Source organism: Pseudotabrizicola algicola (assembly GCF_010915705.1).
In the GTDB taxonomy this organism is placed as follows: Bacteria; Pseudomonadota; Alphaproteobacteria; order Rhodobacterales; family Rhodobacteraceae; genus Pseudotabrizicola; species Pseudotabrizicola algicola.
Window position 1 is genome coordinate 22,269 of record NZ_JAAIKE010000012.1, and the last position, 17,166, is coordinate 39,434.

Genomic DNA, 17,166 nt, shown 5'->3' on the forward strand with positions numbered 1-17,166 from the left:
GATTACCTTGGGGCGGCGGGGGTGGTGCTGTTCTGGGCAGCCGCTTCGGCGGCTTGGCGCAGCAGCACCTGCTCGGTTTCTTCGACGTCCTCTTCCGCCTCCAGCCAAGCGCCGGTGCGCATGCAGATGATGCAGCGGAACACCTGCGCAAGTCCTTGGATCAGCAGCAGGATACCTGCCGCCACGATCACCGACTTGAACTGGTAGATCGGAATGCCCGCCGGACTGTTCACCGACACTTCGCCATAGCTCCAGGACCGGCTGGCGTATTTCCATCCGGTAAAGACCAGGGCCAGGATACCGGGGAAGAAGAAGAAGATGTAAAGGACAAGATCGACCAGTGCCTGCCGCTGGGGGCGCCATGTGCGATACAGGAAGTCCCCGCGCACATGCCCTCCGCGTGACAGCGTGTAGGCCCCGCCCATCATGAACAGTGTGCCATACATGATGAAACTGAGGTCCAGCGCCCAAGGGGTCGGCCGGTTGAACAGATAGCGCACCATGACCTCGTAGGCCATGCCGAAGGTCATCAAGATGATCAGCCAGCCAAAGGTCTTGCCAAAGAAGGCAGAAAGCCGATCGGCAAAGCGAATATACCAGATCATGTGGGAAGCTCCGTTCTTGCAGCACGGTCGGCAGACCAGCCCGCAGCAGGCATCATAGACAACAAGGCGCATGCCTTAGCATGCGTCGCAAGGTTCATCGGCGTGTAGAAAAGGGGCGCGCTTGATGGCGCGCCCCGCAGACAGGTCAGAGCTTCAGACGGCCCGGGAAGTAGTGCTCGTAGGCGAGCCCGAGGTCCGGCGCGTTCATCAGCTCGTAATAGGCGACTTTCTCGACCCATGCGCGCTGGCTGTCCATCACCTTCTTGTTGAACTCGTCGCCTTCCAGATCGGCGATCAGTGTATCCCAGGCGCCAAGCTGCGCGGCAAGGATCTCTTTCGAGGTGCGGTGGACGGTGACGCCTGCTTCGCTTTGCAGCTCGGCAAGGTCCTTGGAGTATTCGCGCATCGCCAGGGCGAGGTTCGACGTGGCCGACGCTTCCACCGCATATTTCAAGATCGCCTGCAGATCCGGGTCCAGATCTTCGAGGAAGTCCTTGTTGAAGGTGAATTCGAACGCTTCCGACGCCTGATGGTAGGACGACAGGTAGTAGTTCTTGGCCACGTCCTGCGCGCCGAAGCGACGGTCGGACGACGGGTTGTTGAATTCGAACGCGTCGATCACGCCGCGCTCCATCGCCGGAACGATTTCGCCGCCCGGAAGCTGCGCCACCGACATGCCCATGGCCTGCAGCAGGTCTGCCGCCAGACCCACGGTGCGGTATTTGAAGCCCTGAATGTCGGCAACGGTGTTCACTTCACCCTTGAACCAGCCAAACGGCTGTGCGGGCATCGGCATCCCCATGTAGCCCACAACGTTCAGGCCAAGGATATCCTGCGTCAGTTCGCGATAGAACTCCGCACCGCCGCCCTCATAGAACCAGCCCAGCATGGTCGAGGCCGAGCCGCCGAACACCGGACCGGTGCCGAAGAAGGAAGCGGCCTTGTGCTTGCCATACCAGTAAACCGGCACGGTATGGGTGGCGTCGATCACACCGTCATGCACGGCGTCCATCACCTGAAACGCGCCGACGATCGCGCCGGCCGGCGACAGGTCGATCTTCAGACGGCCGCCCGACATTTCCTCAACGCGCTGCACATACTGCCGGGCGAAGTCCATCCAGATGTCGGACGCAGGCCAAGAGGTCTGCATCTTCATCACGATCGGGGCCTGCGCCAGAACGGCGGGCGCTGCCAGAACAGAGGCGGCGGCGGCGGCAGAGCCACCCAAAGCGCCCTTGCGCAGGAACGAACGACGGGAAAGCCCGGTATCGCGGGTATCGGTCATATGGTGTCCTCCCAGACGATTGTGGCTGCTCCTCGCAGCCTGTTATCTGGGTGCAGTTTAATGCGGGGGCGATGAAATGCAAGACTGGTAAGTTTGTTTTACCACGTCTACCCAATCATCGGTATGAGGCAAAAGGATAGGCCCCGCCGCGGCCCTAGCCCCGCGCGCCTTGCCTAGGCCGCTCAGTCCTCTGGAAACGCTGGAGAAAATTCGGCTCTGTCGCCTTTCTGCGGCCTCGCCGGCGCGGCCGCCCGTGCCGGCCCGTCAGGCCAGCGACAAGACCGGGCCTTCGAGCAAACGCATCAAATCGCCAAAATACCCGCCCGACCGCGCCGCCTGCATCGGGTCAGAGGTGATCGCGACCGCAAGCGCGCGGTTTGGCTGCGCGGCGATGATCTGTCCGCCATAGCCACGCGCGATGATCCAGCCGCTCTGGCTCTGGAACCAGCCCAAACCATAGGTCAGTCCGGAATAGGGCGACCGCGTCAACGGCCGCTGCGACTGTGCCACCCAATCGGGCGCAATCACCTGCGCCCCGCCGAACCGCCCCCCGTCGCGCATCAACACGGCCACCCGCAACATCGCCTCGGGCGACAGCGCCATCTCGTTGCCGCCAAAGTAAAAGCCCTGCGGGTCCCGCGTCCATGACGGCACATCGATGCCGAGGGGGGCCCCCAGCCTCTCACGCGCCAGACGCCGCAAATCCTGCCCCGTTGTTTCGGCAATCGCCGCCCCCAGCACATGCGTGCTTCCGGTGGAATAGATCATCCGCCCGCCGTTCGGCGCGATACGCGGCTGGCGCAGCGCCGCCGCCACCCAGTTGCGCGAGCCGACCCAAGCGCCGTAATTGCCCCCTGACGTGCTTTGCAGCCCCGCCCGCAACGTCACCAGATCGCCCATCGTCAGATCGGCAACGCCTTCGGTGGCATCCGCCGGAATGAGCCGCGGCGCAACATCGCCCAGCCGTGCCTCCAGTCCGGCAATCTCGCCCCGCGCGATAGCCGTCCCGAGGATCAGCGCCAGCAGGCTCTTGGAGCAGGACTTGATATTGGCCGCCGCACCAAGGCCCCTGCCCCGCGGGGCCTCGGCCAACAGGCGCTCGTCGCCCCGCTGCACCATGATGGCATGCAGTTGTGGCAAGCCAAGCGCAGCGGCGCGCAACCCTGCCACCCCGGCAGATTGTGCCCGCACGACCGCCGGAGCCAGCACAAACCCCGCCAAAGCGGCAGAAAAGCTGCGGCGTGTCATCCTCATTCCCGATCTCCCCAGCAAAGCCGTTCCGTCACTTCCCAAAAGCGGCATCCGTCCGAAAAGGCAAAACACGGCCTGTCACAAAGCGGCGAGGCCACAGCGCCCGCGCCCGACATGGACAAAGCACAAAGGCTCTGACATCTCTGGCCCCACGCGCCGCACCCGCGCGCCAAGGCCCCATCAGGAACCCCCATCATGGCCCTCCCCTTTTCCGTTCCCGTCATCACCATCGGGCTTCTGCTCGCCAGCAACATCTTCATGACCTTCGCCTGGTATGGGCATCTGAAGTTCAAGGGCACAGCGCTCATCACCGTGATCCTTGTCAGCTGGGGCATCGCGTTCTTCGAATATCTGCTGATGGTTCCGGCCAACCGCATCGGGCATGGCCACTTCAGCGCGGCAGAGCTCAAGACCATTCAAGAGGTGATAACCCTCTGCGTTTTCGCAGTGTTTTCGGTATTTTACCTCAAGGAACCCCTAAGCTGGAACCATCTTGTCGGCTTTGCGTTCATCGCAACGGGGGCGTTCTTCATCTTTCACAAATGGGCATAGACGCACAGCGCTCTCTGCCGGAACGGCGTGGACAGCCCGACCGCGCGGGCATAGCAAGGTGTCATGGCTGACAGTAAATTTCTCGATCGTCGGACGCCGCCGCATATCGCGACGCTGATCCTGCTTGCCGGGCTTTCGGCCCTGACCATGAACATCTTCCTGCCCTCGCTTCCCGGCATGGCGGAATGGTTCGACGCGCCCTATGCCCTGATGCAGCTTTCGGTGGCGCTCTATCTGGCGCTCTCGGCCGTCCTGCAGATCGTGATCGGCCCGATTTCGGATCGCTACGGGCGCCGCAAGGTGCTGCTGTGGTCACTGGTCCTGTTCCTGATCGCCACCGTCGGCACGCTGGTCGCCCCCAATGCCACCGTGTTTCTGGTGTTCCGCATGGCGCAGGCGGTGATCGCGGCGGGCATGGTGCTTTCGCGCGCCGTGGTGCGCGACATGGTGCCCGATGCGCAGGCTGCCAGCATGATCGGCTATGTCACCATGGGCATGAGCATCGTTCCTATGGTCGGTCCGGTGATTGGCGGCGTGCTGGAAGAAATCATCGGCTGGCAGGCCAATTTCGGCCTCCTCTTGGTGCTGGGTCTGGTGACCCTCTGGATCACATGGGCCGACCTTGGCGAAACCGCGACCCTGCGCCCGGTGACGCTGGGCACGCAGATAAGGCAGTATCCGCAACTCCTGCGCTCGCAGCGGTTCTGGGGCTATGCGCTCTGCGCGGGCTTCGCCTCCGGTTCGTTCTTCGCCTATCTCGGCGGCGCGCCCTTTGTCGGAACCGAGGTGTTCAACCTGTCGGCCTCGGGCGTGGGCGCGCTGTTTGCCCTGACAGCGGTGGGCTATGCGGCGGGCAATTTCGTCGCGGGCCGGTTCTCGGTGCGGGTCGGGATGAACCGCATGGTCTATATCGGGGCGCTGGTCACCCTCGCCGGACTCGGCACTCTGGCCGCCCTGACGCTGGCGGGGGTGCATTCGGCCTTCGTCTTCTTCGGCTTCACCACCTTTGTCGGCTTCGGCAATGGCATGACGCTGCCCAATGCCAATGCGGGTCTGCTGTCGATCAAACCGGAACTGGCCGGAACGGCGTCGGGTCTTGGCGGGGCGATCATGATCGGCGGCGGCGCGGCACTGGCGGCGCTGGCGGGGGTTCTTCTGGGGCCGGGGTCGGATGAAACCCCGCTGGTGCTCCTGATGCTCGCCTCGGCCATCGGCTCGCTGCTCTCGATCCTCTGGGTCATGCGGCGCGCCCGCGCCTTGGGCCTGCGCGGCTGACCCGCCACGATTGACCGCTTGACGCAGGCTTTGCAAAGGCCAAGAGTGCTTTGCAAAGCCGGGGATCAGGATGGCCACTCAAAAGCTTTATGCCGGGGCAAAGCTGCGCGAAATGCGCGGACGTCTCGGGCTGACGCAAAAGCTCTTCGCCGACAAATTGTCGGTATCCTTGCCATACCTGAACCAGATGGAAAACAACCACAGGCCAGTCTCTGCCGGAGTGGTTCTGGCACTGGCGCAAGAGTTCGGTCTGGATGTCACCGAGCTTACCGTGGGCGAAAGCGAACGGCTGGTCAGCGATATGAAAGAGGCGCTGGCCGACCCCGTTTTCGGCGCGGCCAGCCCGCCCTTGGCCGACCTGCGGCTTGCGGCGTCCAACGCCCCGGCGCTGGCCCGTGCCTTCCTCGACCTGCACCGCGCCTATCGCCAGACCCATGAACGGCTCGCCTCGCTGGACGAGGCACTCGGCCGCGAAGATGCGGCCTTGCGCGCCTCCCCGTGGGAGGAAGTGCGCGATTTCTTTCACTATTGCGACAATTACATCGATGCGGTGGACAGGGCCGCCGAAACCTTCGTCACCGGCCCACAAGGCCGCCGCAACGTGGTGCAAGCCGCGCGTGAGGCGCTGGAACGGCGCGGCATCACTCTGCACTTTTCCGACAGCGGTGCCATGCGCCGCTACGATCCGGCAGCAAAGCGGCTCGATGTCTCGGCCCGCGCCTCCGAACCCACCCAGCGATTCCAGCTGCTGCATCAGGTCGCCCTCATCACCCAGAACGACCTGCTCGAAGCCACCCTCGACCTCGCCCGTTTCCAATCGCCCGAAGCGCGCGAGATCGCGAAAATCGGCCTCGCCAATTACTTCGCAGGTGCCGCCCTCCTGCCCTACCGCGCCTTCCTTGAGGCGGCCATCAGCACAAGACATGATCTCGAACGCCTCGCGGACCTGTTCGGCGCGAGTGTCGAGCAGGTTGCCCACCGCCTCTCGACCCTGCAACGTCCCGGTTCCAAAGGGATTCCCTTCTTCTTCGTCCGCGTCGATCAGGCCGGAACCATCACGAAACGCCACTCTGCCACCCGGCTCCAGTTCGCGCGCTTCGGCGGGGCCTGCCCCTTGTGGAACGTCCACCGCGCCTTCGAAACCCCCGGCCGCTTCCTGCGTCAACTGGCCGAGACCCCCGATGGCGTGCGCTACCTCTGCCTGTCGCGCGATGTCTCGAAATCGGGCGGCTCTTTCCACGCGCCCACCCGCCGCTATGCCATCGGCCTTGGCTGCGAAGTGCAGCACGCCGGTGCCCTCGTCTATTCCGACGGGCTGGACCTCAAGGGCCGCTTCGAGCCGATCGGCATCTCCTGCCGCATCTGTGAACGCCCCGATTGCCACCAGCGCTCTGTCCCGCCGCTCGAACGCCGCCTGCGCGTGAACCCCGACCGGCGCGACGTGCTGCCCTATGAAATCCTGTCCTGACCGGATCAGGCCAGCCGGACGCAGACCCAAGAACCCGCAAAGACCCTTTGCCTTGCATGTTTCCCCAAACACTCTGGGGGGAGCCGAAGGCGGGGGGGGCAAAGCCCCCCTCGCCAGTGGGGTCAGCTGTGACTGGCGGCACCATGCGCCAGATTATGCGCGATGTGATCCTTGAGGCGGAGCCGATGGCGGCGCAGGGCGGCTTCCGCCTCTTCCGACAGGGCGTCGATCCGTGCCTCTGCCCGATGCACCGCCCGGTTGACCTCGGTATATTGCGCCAGCAACTTGGCGAAATGGGCATCGGCCAGCTTCATCTCGTGGATCTTTTCGGCCTGGCCCGGGAATTCCTCGGCCAGATCATGCGGCGTGTTCGACATGGGACTGCTCCTGCTGTTTGTGTCACACGCAGCCTAGCAGGCGCGCCAGCACCCCCACATTGACAGGGATCAAGTCACCGGCGGGCAGGCCGGAATCCGGCGGCCTCGGCCGAGGCTTCATCACAGAACCACGCCTCCCCCTTGCCCGAGTCAATGCGGGTGGCGTCATAGTCTTTTTGCCCGGGGCGGTGGTAAATGCGACCCGAACTGCTGATGTTGCCCTTGATGTCGCAGCCCTTGGGAGCGCTTTGTGACGAACTGCTGGCCCGGGCGCGATGCGCCCGGGGAGAGTCCATCGTCCCCGCCCAGAGGCCAACCCGTGCCGCCCTGGCCTTGGCCTCATCCCTTTGATACCGCAGGGAATACTTGCGATAAACCTGCGCAGCCCCGGCTTGGACCTGCGCGCGCGACAGGTCGACGCCACCCGCGGTGCAGGTGGCAACCATCCGGCCATAGCGGTCGGTGTCCTCACGGATGCAGGAGACGGGGGACTTGCCGATCGCTTGGGCAAGCATCTTGGCCGACCACGCCCCGCAGTCCCACGTCTGGCCCGCCCGCTGGCAGCTTTGCCCCCGCTCTGGGGCGTCGATGCCGAACAGGCGCACACGGTGGCCTTGCCAATGCAACGTGTCACCATCGATCACCCGCACAGGCTCCTCACGGGTCAACGCGGAAGCCACGGGGGCGGCAGCGCAAAGCGCCGCCAGAACGATGAGTGAACGAAAGGTTAACATCACCCCGTGATCGGGAAGTTTCCCCCCGAGCGCAAGGCAAAAGTTAACGAGAGGTTAACGAAAGGTTAACGACGCTGTGGCGAACCTCCCGCGCAGCGGGTGCCCGCGCGCCGCTGCACCCGCGGATCAGCGTTGCGCGGTCTGCCAGTCGGGGTGCATCCACGGGCCCAGATTCATCGGCGCAAGGGGGGCGCGGCCAAGGATATGGTCCGCCGCCTTTTCCCCCACCATGATCGACGGCGCGTTCAGGTTGCCATTGGTCACCTGCGGAAAGACGGAACTGTCGGCAAGGCGCAACCCCTCGACCCCGATCACCCGGCACTCCGGGTCAACCACCGCCATCGGGTCTGTCCTGCGCCCCATCCGCGCGGTGCCGCAGGGGTGATAGGCCGATTCGACATGCTCGCGCAGGAAGGCGTCGATCTCGTCATCGGTCTGCACCTCCGGCCCCGGCTGGATTTCCGATTTGACAAAAGGGGCCATCGCGTCTTGCGCAAACACCTCGCGCGTCAGGCGGATCGCCGCGCGGAACTCGGTCCAGTCATCGGGGTGCGACATGTAATTGAAGCGGATCACCGGCGCATCTTTCGGATCGGCCGACCGCAAGGTGACCGACCCGCGCGATTTCGACCGCATCGGGCCGACATGCGCCTGAAACCCGTGCCCGCCCGCTGCCACCTTGCCGTCATAGCGCACGGCAATCGGCAGGAAATGATACTGGATGTTGGGATAGTCGATCCCCGCATGCGAGCGGATGAAGGCGCAGGCCTCGAACTGGTTCGACGCGCCAAGGCCCTTGCCCGTGAACAGCCATTGCGCCCCGATCAGCGCCTTGGACCAGATGTTCCAGTGCTTGTAGAGCGTAATGGGTTGCGTCGCGGCGAACTGGAAATAGATTTCCAGATGGTCCTGCAGGTTGGCCCCCACGCCGGGACGGTCCGCCACCAGTGCGATGCCGTGGCGCGCAAGTTCCGCCGCAGGCCCGATGCCGGACAGCATCAGCAACTTGGGGCTGTTGATCGACGAGGCCGCCAGGATCACTTCGCGGCCCGCCCGCACCACAAAGGGCGCGCCGCCCTGATCCACTTCCACCCCCGTGGCGCGGCCGTTTTCGATCACCACGCGGCGGGCATTGCCGCGCAGCAGATGCACATTGCCCCCCGCCATCGCGGGTTTGAGGTAGGCATTGGCGGCAGACCAGCGGCGGCCCTTGTAGATGGTGGCCTCCATCGGGCCAAAACCCTCTTGCTGCTCGCCGTTGTAGTCCTGCGTCACCGGATAGCCCGCCTGCGCCCCTGCCTTGATGAAGGCGTCGAACAAGGGGTTGTCGCGCGGCCCGCGGGTGACGTGCAGCGGGCCATCGGTGCCGCGATACTCTGGCCCCGACCCGCCGTGCGAATGCTCCATCCGCTTGAAATAGGGCAGCACATCGGCATAGGCCCAGCCATCGGCCCCCATCTCGGCCCAAGTGTCGAAGTCGCGTGCATGGCCGCGCACATAGACCATGCCGTTGATGCTGCTCGACCCGCCGATCACCTTGCCGCGCGGCGTCGCCAGCCTCCGGCCGCCCAGATGCGGCTCGGGTTCCGACTGCAACCCCCAGTCGTAGATGCCCATGTTCATCGGATAGGACAGCGCGGCCGGCATCTGGATGAACGGTCCGGCATCAGACCCGCCCGCCTCGATCACCGTCACGCGCCGTCCGGCCTCGGCCAGACGGTAAGCCATTGCGCAACCGGCAGAACCGGCCCCGATGATAACGTAATCCGCGTGCATGTCTTTGACTTTTCGTAAGTTCAGAAAGAAGCGTCCACCGGCCCCATACCGACGTAGACCGATTTGACCTGCGTGTAATGCTGCACCGCCGCATGGCCGTTTTCGCGCCCCACGCCCGAGGTCTTGTTGCCGCCGAACGGCCCTTCGACCGGGGTCAGGTTATAGGCATTGATCCAGCAGGTGCCGGCCTGCAACTGGCTTATGACGCGGTGCGCGCGGGTCAGATCGGCGGTGAACACCCCCGCCGCCAGCCCGAACTCGGTGGCATTGGCGCGTGCAATTGCCTCGGCCTCGGTGTCGAAGTCGAGAACCGCCATCACAGGGCCAAAGACTTCCTCGCGCGCCAGCGTCATCTCGTCGGTGACATCGGCAAACACCGTCGGCTGCACATAATAGCCGGTGTTCAGGTCTGCGCGCGCCCCTCCGGTGACAAGCCGCGCCCCCTCGCGCTTGGCGATCTCGATATAACCCATCACCTTGTCGAGCTGCGGCTCTGACACCAATGGCCCCATCTGCGTGGCATCGTCCAAGGGATCGCCCATGACGATCGCCTGCGCCCGTGCCTTGACCCGCGCAAGGAAGGCATCCTTGAGCCCCTTTTGCACAAAGACGCGGGTGCCATTGCTGCAGACCTGACCCGCCGAATAGAAATTGGCCATCAAGGCCGCGCCAACCGCATCTTCGAGATTGGCATCGTCAAAGATGATGAGAGGGGATTTCCCACCCAGTTCCATCGTGACATGGCGCATCCCTTCCGCCGCCGCCGCATAGACCTTGCGCCCCGTCGGCACCGAGCCCGTGAGCGAGACCTTGGCGACGCGCGCATCAGTCACCAGCGTGGCCCCCACGGCCCCGCGGCCCTGAACCACGTTGAACAGACCCGCAGGCAGGCCCGCCTCGGCATAGATTTCGGCCAGTTTCAGCGCACCAAGCGGCGTGACCTCGGACGGTTTGAACACCATCGCGTTGCCAAGCGCCAAGGCAGGCGCAGATTTCCAGCAGGCTATCTGGCTGGGATAGTTCCAAGCCCCGATGCCGACGCAAACCCCCAAAGGCTCGCGCAGGGTATAGATGAAATCGCGCCCCAGCGGGATCGTCTCTCCGGTGACGGTCGGCGCAAGCCCGGCAAAATACTCCAGCGCATCGGCCCCCGAGGGCCAATCGGCCACGCGGGTTTCCTGAATCGGCTTTCCGGTGTCGAGCGCCTCGAGACGCGCAAGCTCTTCCGCACGGTCCCGGATCAGATCGGCGGCGCGGCGCAAGATGCGGGCGCGGTCAACCGGGCGCACGGCGGCCCATTCGGCCTGCGCACGGGCGGCAGCGGCAAGCGCGCGGTCGATCAGGGCCGGCGTGGCCTCGTGCAGGCGGGCGATCACCTCTCCGGTGGCGGAATAGATCACCTCGATGGGCGCGCCGGCGGTGTCCTCGACGAAAGCCCCATCGATGAAATGGCTGGCGGCTGGTTGCGCTTTCATGCGTCCTCCCCGGAAAGTTGTGAATTGAGATAATCGAGCGCGGCGGCAACCGCCGCCTCGCCGTCGGGCGCGCCGGATTTGAGAACTTCGCGCAGATAGAGACCATCAATTAGCGCGCCCAAGCCATCGGCCAGCACGGGTGCGCGCGGCCCCGCCAGCGGGCGCAAACAGGCCATGAGATTGGAACGCAGGCGCCGCTGATAGATGGCAAGCAGACGCCGCGCCTGCGGCACGGTCTGCGCCAGAACCCAGAAGTTGAGCCACGCCCCCACCGCCTCGCGGCGGAAGTTTCCGGCGCTGAAGCTCGCCCGCAGAATCGCCTCGAGCCGCGCCCTCGCCCCGTTGGTCGCCCCCAGCGCGCCGCGCACCTCGGCCCCGTAAAGCGACAGGATGTGGCGCATGGCGGCAAGGAACATTTCTTCCTTCGATCCGAAATAGTGATGGGCCAGCGCGGGCGACATCCCCGCCCGCCGCGCGATCTGCGAAACGGTCACATCCAAAGACCCCGCCCGCCCGATCTCGGTGATCGTGGCTTTGACCAGGGCGTCCTTTCGGATCGGCTCCATCCCGAGTTTCGGCATTTTGGCGTGACCTTAAGAAAATAACTTGCCAAACTAAGTAAGCGTGAAGTTCATTGACTCGTCAATCAACAAAAAACAGGAAGGTCCCATGATGCAGCGTTCCATGCTCTTGGCCACAACCCTCACCATCGCACTGTCTGGCGGCGCCTTTGCGCAAAGCTGCGACAAGGTGGTGTTCTCCGACGTCGGCTGGACCGACATCACCGCGACGACAGCGGCAACGACCGTGGTGCTGGAGGCCCTGGGCTATGAAACAGAGACCAAATTGCTGTCGGTGCCGGTAACCTATTCAGGTCTGGCCAGCGGCGATATCGACGTCTACCTCGGCAACTGGATGCCGACGATGGAGGCGGACATTGCCCCCTACCGCGAGGCAGGCACCGTCGATACGGTGCGCGTCAATCTGGAGGGCGCGAAATATACGCTTGCCACCAATGCCGCCGGAGCGGCGCTGGGCATCGCGGATTTCAAGGATATCGCCACCCACAAAGACGCTTTGGGCAGCCAGATTTACGGTATCGAGCCCGGAAATGACGGCAACCGCCTCATCCTTGACATGATCGAAGGCGGCCCCTTCGGCCTCGCAGATTTCACCATCGTGGAATCCTCGGAACAGGGCATGCTGTCGGCGGTGGCCCGCGCCAACCGTTCGGACACGCCGGTCGTGTTTCTGGCGTGGGAGCCGCATCCGATGAACGCCAACTTCGAGATCACCTATCTGACAGGCGGCGACGATGTATTCGGCCCCGACTTCGGCGGTGCGGTGGTGGCGACAAACACCCGCGCAGGCTATGTTGCTGCCTGCCCGAATACGGGTAAGCTGTTGCAAAACCTGTCCTTTACGCTGGCGATGGAAAACGAGATCATGGGGGCCATCCTCAATGACGGGGAAGACCCGGCTGCCGCCGCGAAGGCTTGGCTGGCCGCAAACCCCGCAACATGGGAGGCTTGGCTGGACGGTGTGACCACCCGCGACGGGGGAGATGCAAAAGCCGCCGTGGCCGCAGCGCTCGGCTGAGCGCGCCCTGTGCGTTCTCGGGGGGGGCCGCATGAAACATGCCCCGGGGGCTTTGCGCCCCCGGACCTCCGCTAAGTTTTTTTCAAAAGGCGCAAGGGGCTTGCCGCAGCGATGGAATGGCTGACCGAACACAAGATACCTGTCGGGCGGACCGCGAAGGCGGTGTTCGACTGGCTGAACGACAATATGGCCGGGGTTTTCGACGCGATCGCCGACGCCATGCAGGCGATGATCGGGGCGATCCTGTGGTGCCTGTCCACCCCGCACCCGCTTGTGATCGTGGCGCTGTTTGTCGGGCTGACATGGGCGCTGCAGCGTCGCTGGACGGTGGCGCTGGGGGTCTTGCTGGGCTTTCTGTTCATCCTCAACCAAGGATACTGGACCGCCACGATGGAAAGCCTGACGCTGATCCTGTCGGCCTGCGTGGTCTGCATGGGCCTTGGCGTGCCGATCGGCATCGCGGCGGCGCACCGGCCCCGGCTTTATGCCGCGCTCTCGCCGGTGCTGGATCTGATGCAGACGCTGCCGACCTTTGTCTATCTGATCCCCGCCATCGTCTTTTTCGGGCTGGGCATGGTGCCGGGGCTGATCGCCACGGTGATCTTTGTGCTGCCTGCGCCGATACGCCTGACCTATCTGGGCGTGTCCTCGACTCCGGTGGCGCTTCTGGAGGCGGCGACGGCCTTTGGTGCGACCCCGCGGCAGCGCCTGTGGAAGGTGGAGCTGCCCTATGCGCTGCCGCAGATCATGGCAGGGCTGAACCAGACGATCATGCTGTCGCTCTCGATGGTGGTCATCGCGGCGCTGGTGGGGGCCAACGGGCTTGGCGTGCCGGTGGTGCGGGCGCTGAACACGGTGAACACCTCGCTCGGCTTTGAATCGGGCATCATCATCGTGGTGGTGGCGATCATTCTGGACCGGATGTTGAGAGTGGAGACGCGCAAATGACGCCGGCAGCGATCAAGACAGAAGCGGCCAATCTGGCAGTGCGTTTCGACAAGGTGTCGATCGTGTTCGGCGATCAACCCGAGCGGGCGCTGCCGCTGATGGACAAGGGGCAGAGCCGCGCCGAGGTCCAGAAGGCAACCGGGCAGGTTCTGGGCGTGCATGACTGCAGTCTCGATGTCGCCGAAGGCGAGATCCTGGTGCTGATGGGCCTGTCGGGTTCCGGAAAATCGACGCTGCTGCGGGCGGTCAACGGGCTGAACCCCGTTTGCCGCGGGGCGGTGCATGTCAGCGATGGCAAGGGACTCGTCGATGTGACCCATGCCGATGCCGCCACCTTGCGCCAGATCCGGCTGAGCCGGGTGGCGATGGTGTTCCAGCAGTTCGGTCTGTTGCCCTGGCGCAGCGTGCGGGAAAATGTCGGGCTTGGTCTGGAACTGGGCGGCGTTCCCGTGGCCGAGCGGCGCGAGCGGGTGGAACGGCAGCTGGAGCTTGTGAACCTGTCACAATGGGCCGACCGCAAGGTGGGTGATCTGTCGGGCGGCATGCAGCAACGGGTCGGCCTTGCGCGCGCCTTTGCCACCGAGGCGCCGATCCTGCTTATGGACGAGCCGTTCTCGGCCCTCGATCCGCTGATCCGCGCCAAGTTGCAGGACGAATTGCTGGAGTTGCAACAGACGCTGAAGCGCACCATCATTTTTGTCAGCCACGATCTGGACGAGGCGTTCAAGATCGGCAACCGGATCGCCCTGATGGAGGGTGGGCGGATCGTGCAATGCGGCACCGCACGCGAGATCATTGCAAATCCGGTCGATGCGTATGTGCAGGACTTCGTGGCGCATATGAACCCGCTTTCCGTGCTGACCGCCCGCGATGTGATGGTGGCGGGGGAAAGCACGTCAGCCCACAGCGTGGGCGCAGAGACACCGGTGCGCGAGATCATGGCCGCGATGCGGGACGGGGTGGCCGAGCTTGCGGTGGTGGAAGACGGCGCGTGCATCGGGGTGCTGCGCGCCGGGCCGGTGATGGGGCGGCTGATCAACCCGCGAACGGGCTGATCGCTCCGCCCCGGCGCGGGTTATTCCGCCGCTTTGGGCGCGGGCTTTTTCGCCGCTACAGTCTTGGCCGCCGTCTTCGCCGGAGCCTTCTTTGCCGCGGCTTTCTTTGTCGCGGGCTTTGCAGGCTTTTCCGCAGGGGCTGCGTCTTTTTTGGCGGCCGCCTTCCTGGGGGCTGCCTTTTTCTTCCCCGGCGACTTCGCGGCCTTTTCGGCGATCAACTCCAGCGCCTGATCAAGATTGATCTCTTCCGGGACAATCTCCTTGGGAATCGTCGCGTTGATCTTTTCCCATTTGATATAGGGGCCATAACGCCCCGGCATCACCGTGATATCGCCCCCGTCAGGATGTGCGCCAAGCGCCTTGATCGGCTCTGCCGGAGCGCTTGCGGCGCGGCCACGGCTGGCCTTTTGGGCAAGGACCTCCATCGCGCGGTTCATGCCGATGGTGAATACCTCTTCCACGTCGGGGATATTGGCATAGGTCTTGTTGTGCTTGACATAGGGGCCAAAGCGCCCGATCGCGGCTTCCACCGGCTCGCCATCCTCGGGGTGCTGGCCGATCAGACGGGGCAGCGAAAGCAGGTCGAGCGCGCGTTCCAGCGTCAGGCTGTCGGCGGACCAGCCTTTCGGCAGGCTGGCACGATCCGGCTTGGGCTGGGCCTCGCTCGCCTCTCCGCGCTGGACATAAGGCCCGAAGCGGCCCGCCCGCAGCGAGATGGGCTGGCCCGCCTCATCATGGCCCAAGATCCGGCCATCGGCACCGCCCGCCTCGTCCCCGCCGGAAATCGGGCGGGTGTAACGACATTCGGGATAATTGCCGCAGCCGATGAAGGCCGAACCCGAACGGGCGGTCTTGAGATGCAAGCGGCCCGTGCCACAGGTCGGGCAAGAGCGCGGATCAGAGCCATCCTCCCGCAAGGGATACAGATGGGGCGAGAGAAAATCATCAATCTTTTCAAGAACCTCACCGATCCGCAGATCGGCAGTCTCGGCCACGGCGGCCGAAAAATCGCGCCAGAACCGATCCAGCACATCCTTGTAGTCCAGCGATCCGGCCGAAACATCGTCAAGCTGGTTTTCCAGATCGGCGGTGAAGTCATACTCCACATAGCGGCGGAAATAATTGGTCAGGAAGGCCGTGACCAGCCGCCCCTTGTCCTCGGGGATCAGCCGGTTCTTGTCCTTGCGGACATATTCGCGGTCCTGAATCGTGGACAGGACAGACGCATAGGTGGACGGGCGGCCGATGCCCAGTTCTTCCATGCGCTTGACCAGGGTCGCCTCGGTATAGCGCGGCGGGGGCTGGGTGAAGTGCTGCTCGGGCGACAGGGCGCGCTTTTCGGCAGGCTCCCCTTGCATGATCTGCGGCAGGCGGCCGCCCTCTTCATCCTCGTCATCGCGGCCTTCGTCATAGACCTTGAGAAAGCCGTCGAACTGCACGACCTGTCCGGTTGCGCGCAAGACAACCTGCCCGTCGGCGCTGCCCACATCCACCGTGGTCCGCTCCAGCCGCGCGGCTGCCATCTGGCTGGCAATCGTGCGTTTCCAGATCAGATCATAGAGGTTCGCCTGATCCTTCTCGGCCAAGCGCAGCTTTTCGGGCGCGGCGGCCATTTCGGTCGGGCGGATACACTCATGCGCCTCTTGCGCATTCTTGGCCTTGTTCTTGTAGATGCGCGGCTGATCCGGCACATAGGCCGCCCCGAAGCGATCCTTGATCGCTTCGCGGGCCTGGGCCACTGCCTCGGGGGCCATGTCGATGCCATCGGTCCGCATATAGGTGATGTGTCCGGCTTCATAGAGCCGCTGCGCCGTGCTCATGCATTGCTTGGCACCCATGCCCAGTTTGCGGCTCGCTTCCTGCTGTAGGGTCGAGGTCATGAAGGGCGGATAGGGGTTGCGGGTGGCGGGCTTGGCCTCCACGCTTTGCACCGTCAATGTTCGGGAAGTGACAGCCTGAACCGCCAGTTCGGCAGCCTCCGACGTGGTAATGTCGAATTTGTCAAGCTTCTTGCCGCCCAGCACTGTCAGGCGCGCCTCATACTCCTGCCCGCGCGGGGTGACCAGCACCGCCTTGACCGACCAATATTCGCGGGCGCGGAACGCCTCGATCTCCATCTCGCGCTCGACGATCAGGCGCAAGCAGACCGATTGCACGCGGCCCGCCGATTTTGACCCCGGAAGCTTGCGCCACAGCACGGGCGAAAGGGTGAAGCCAACGAGATAATCAAGCGCGCGGCGCGCCAGATAGGCCTCGACCAAAGGGGTGTCGATGTCACGCGGGGCCCTCATGGCCTGCGTCACCGCCTCTTTGGTGATGGCGTTGAAAGTGACGCGCGACACCGTCTTGCCCTTCTTCAGGCTGCTCGCAAGCGCCTCCCGCAGGTGCCACGAAATCGCCTCCCCCTCGCGGTCGGGGTCGGTGGCGAGGATCAGCGTGTCGTCGGATTTCAGCGCCTCCGAGATGGCGCGGATGTGCTTTTTGGACTCGGCCGCCACCTCCCATTTCATCGCAAAGTCATGCTCTGTATCGACAGAGCCATCCTTTGGCGGCAGATCGCGGACATGGCCGTAGGATGCCAGAACCGTAAACTCAGGCCCAAGATATTTGTTGATTGTCTTGGCCTTGGCAGGCGACTCGACTACGACGACGGCCATGAATTACCCTTTTTGCATCACGCCCCGAGAGGCGCGGCAAGATGTGGGCGAAGCGGTGCGAATGTCAATGCAACAAACGGCGGGGCCGCGGCGGGCATTTGTGCGCGGC

The 17,166-nt window shown here is 64.2% G+C and carries 15 protein-coding genes; 6 read left to right on the forward strand and 9 right to left on the reverse strand.

Translation table 11 applies throughout. From position 1 onward, the window contains the following. Positions 1-2 precede the first annotated feature (2 nt). The 3 genes from G3572_RS20055 to G3572_RS20065 form a co-directional block, all read right to left on the reverse strand. The gene (locus tag G3572_RS20055; RefSeq protein WP_164615211.1) at positions 3-605 is read right to left on the reverse strand and encodes a TRAP transporter small permease subunit; all 603 of its coding nucleotides are present in this window, start codon (positions 603-605) and stop codon (positions 3-5) included. A 145-nt stretch (positions 606-750) separates the two neighbouring features. Next, positions 751-1,890, reverse strand: coding sequence for a TRAP transporter substrate-binding protein (locus G3572_RS20060; protein WP_164615213.1), 1,140 nt, complete (start codon positions 1,888-1,890; stop codon positions 751-753). 264 nt (positions 1,891-2,154) lie between these two features. Continuing rightward, positions 2,155-3,144 (reverse strand): serine hydrolase domain-containing protein, encoded by a 990-nt coding sequence (locus tag G3572_RS20065; protein ID WP_164615214.1) that lies wholly within the window; start codon positions 3,142-3,144, stop codon positions 2,155-2,157. Positions 3,145-3,336: 192 nt separating this feature from the next. Between G3572_RS20065 and G3572_RS20070 the strand changes: the two genes are divergently transcribed. The 3 genes from G3572_RS20070 to G3572_RS20080 all read left to right on the forward strand — a co-directional run bounded on the left by G3572_RS20070 (position 3,337) and on the right by G3572_RS20080 (position 6,436). After that, the gene (locus G3572_RS20070) at positions 3,337-3,693 is read left to right on the forward strand and encodes a DMT family protein (RefSeq protein WP_164615216.1); all 357 of its coding nucleotides are present in this window, start codon (positions 3,337-3,339) and stop codon (positions 3,691-3,693) included. Positions 3,694-3,756: 63 nt separating this feature from the next. Next, positions 3,757-4,968 (forward strand): multidrug effflux MFS transporter, encoded by a 1,212-nt coding sequence (locus G3572_RS20075; RefSeq protein ID WP_164615218.1) that lies wholly within the window; start codon positions 3,757-3,759, stop codon positions 4,966-4,968. A 70-nt stretch (positions 4,969-5,038) separates the two neighbouring features. Next, positions 5,039-6,436: a helix-turn-helix domain-containing protein gene (locus tag G3572_RS20080; RefSeq protein WP_164615220.1), complete on the forward strand. Its 1,398-nt coding sequence runs from the start codon at positions 5,039-5,041 to the stop codon at positions 6,434-6,436. A 122-nt stretch (positions 6,437-6,558) separates the two neighbouring features. Here G3572_RS20080 and G3572_RS20085 read toward each other — a convergent pair whose 3' ends face one another. The 5 genes from G3572_RS20085 to betI form a co-directional block, all read right to left on the reverse strand. Next, complete coding sequence (locus tag G3572_RS20085) at positions 6,559-6,813, reverse strand: HP1242/YdcH family protein (RefSeq protein WP_164615222.1); 255 nt, start codon at positions 6,811-6,813, stop codon at positions 6,559-6,561. A gap of 74 nt (positions 6,814-6,887) precedes the next feature. Further along, a complete protein-coding gene (locus G3572_RS20090; protein WP_164615224.1) occupies positions 6,888-7,547 on the reverse strand; it encodes a thermonuclease family protein in 660 nt (219 codons plus the stop codon). Between the two features lie 126 nt (positions 7,548-7,673). After that, a complete protein-coding gene (gene betA / locus G3572_RS20095) occupies positions 7,674-9,323 on the reverse strand; it encodes a choline dehydrogenase (RefSeq protein ID WP_164615226.1) in 1,650 nt (549 codons plus the stop codon). A gap of 20 nt (positions 9,324-9,343) precedes the next feature. After that, on the reverse strand, positions 9,344-10,798 hold the full coding sequence (betB, locus tag G3572_RS20100; RefSeq protein ID WP_164615228.1) for a betaine-aldehyde dehydrogenase: 1,455 nt from the start codon (positions 10,796-10,798) through the stop codon (positions 9,344-9,346). Further along, positions 10,795-11,379, reverse strand: a complete 585-nt coding sequence (gene betI, locus G3572_RS20105) for a transcriptional regulator BetI (RefSeq protein ID WP_205518833.1) — start codon at positions 11,377-11,379, stop codon at positions 10,795-10,797. The genes betB and betI overlap by 4 nt, the downstream gene beginning before the upstream one ends. 88 nt (positions 11,380-11,467) lie before the next feature. Between betI and choX the strand changes: the two genes are divergently transcribed. The 3 genes from choX to choV all read left to right on the forward strand — a co-directional run bounded on the left by choX (position 11,468) and on the right by choV (position 14,400). Further along, positions 11,468-12,397 carry a choline ABC transporter substrate-binding protein gene (gene choX / locus G3572_RS20110; RefSeq protein WP_240335658.1) on the forward strand — a complete coding sequence of 310 codons (930 nt, stop codon included), beginning with the start codon at positions 11,468-11,470 and terminating at the stop codon, positions 12,395-12,397. Between the two features lie 111 nt (positions 12,398-12,508). Continuing rightward, positions 12,509-13,345: a choline ABC transporter permease subunit gene (gene choW / locus G3572_RS20115; protein WP_164615230.1), complete on the forward strand. Its 837-nt coding sequence runs from the start codon at positions 12,509-12,511 to the stop codon at positions 13,343-13,345. Next, a complete protein-coding gene (gene choV, locus G3572_RS20120; protein ID WP_164615232.1) occupies positions 13,342-14,400 on the forward strand; it encodes a choline ABC transporter ATP-binding protein in 1,059 nt (352 codons plus the stop codon). The genes choW and choV overlap by 4 nt, the downstream gene beginning before the upstream one ends. A 20-nt stretch (positions 14,401-14,420) precedes the next feature. Here choV and topA read toward each other — a convergent pair whose 3' ends face one another. After that, the gene (gene topA, locus G3572_RS20125) at positions 14,421-17,057 is read right to left on the reverse strand and encodes a type I DNA topoisomerase (protein WP_164615234.1); all 2,637 of its coding nucleotides are present in this window, start codon (positions 17,055-17,057) and stop codon (positions 14,421-14,423) included. Positions 17,058-17,166: the final 109 nt, after the last annotated feature.

Coding starts and splice junctions, on each gene's coding strand:
- G3572_RS20055 (WP_164615211.1), bottom strand. CDS start 605: ATGATCTGGTATATTCGCTTTGCCGATCGGCTTTCTGCCTTCTTTGGC.
- G3572_RS20060 (WP_164615213.1), bottom strand. CDS start 1,890: ATGACCGATACCCGCGATACCGGGCTTTCCCGTCGTTCGTTCCTGCGC.
- G3572_RS20065 (WP_164615214.1), bottom strand. CDS start 3,144: ATGAGGATGACACGCCGCAGCTTTTCTGCCGCTTTGGCGGGGTTTGTG.
- G3572_RS20070 (WP_164615216.1), top strand. CDS start 3,337: ATGGCCCTCCCCTTTTCCGTTCCCGTCATCACCATCGGGCTTCTGCTC.
- G3572_RS20075 (WP_164615218.1), top strand. CDS start 3,757: ATGGCTGACAGTAAATTTCTCGATCGTCGGACGCCGCCGCATATCGCG.
- G3572_RS20080 (WP_164615220.1), top strand. CDS start 5,039: ATGGCCACTCAAAAGCTTTATGCCGGGGCAAAGCTGCGCGAAATGCGC.
- G3572_RS20085 (WP_164615222.1), bottom strand. CDS start 6,813: ATGTCGAACACGCCGCATGATCTGGCCGAGGAATTCCCGGGCCAGGCC.
- G3572_RS20090 (WP_164615224.1), bottom strand. CDS start 7,547: ATGTTAACCTTTCGTTCACTCATCGTTCTGGCGGCGCTTTGCGCTGCC.
- betA (WP_164615226.1), bottom strand. CDS start 9,323: ATGCACGCGGATTACGTTATCATCGGGGCCGGTTCTGCCGGTTGCGCA.
- betB (WP_164615228.1), bottom strand. CDS start 10,798: ATGAAAGCGCAACCAGCCGCCAGCCATTTCATCGATGGGGCTTTCGTC.
- betI (WP_205518833.1), bottom strand. CDS start 11,379: ATGCCGAAACTCGGGATGGAGCCGATCCGAAAGGACGCCCTGGTCAAA.
- choX (WP_240335658.1), top strand. CDS start 11,468: ATGATGCAGCGTTCCATGCTCTTGGCCACAACCCTCACCATCGCACTG.
- choW (WP_164615230.1), top strand. CDS start 12,509: ATGGAATGGCTGACCGAACACAAGATACCTGTCGGGCGGACCGCGAAG.
- choV (WP_164615232.1), top strand. CDS start 13,342: ATGACGCCGGCAGCGATCAAGACAGAAGCGGCCAATCTGGCAGTGCGT.
- topA (WP_164615234.1), bottom strand. CDS start 17,057: ATGGCCGTCGTCGTAGTCGAGTCGCCTGCCAAGGCCAAGACAATCAAC.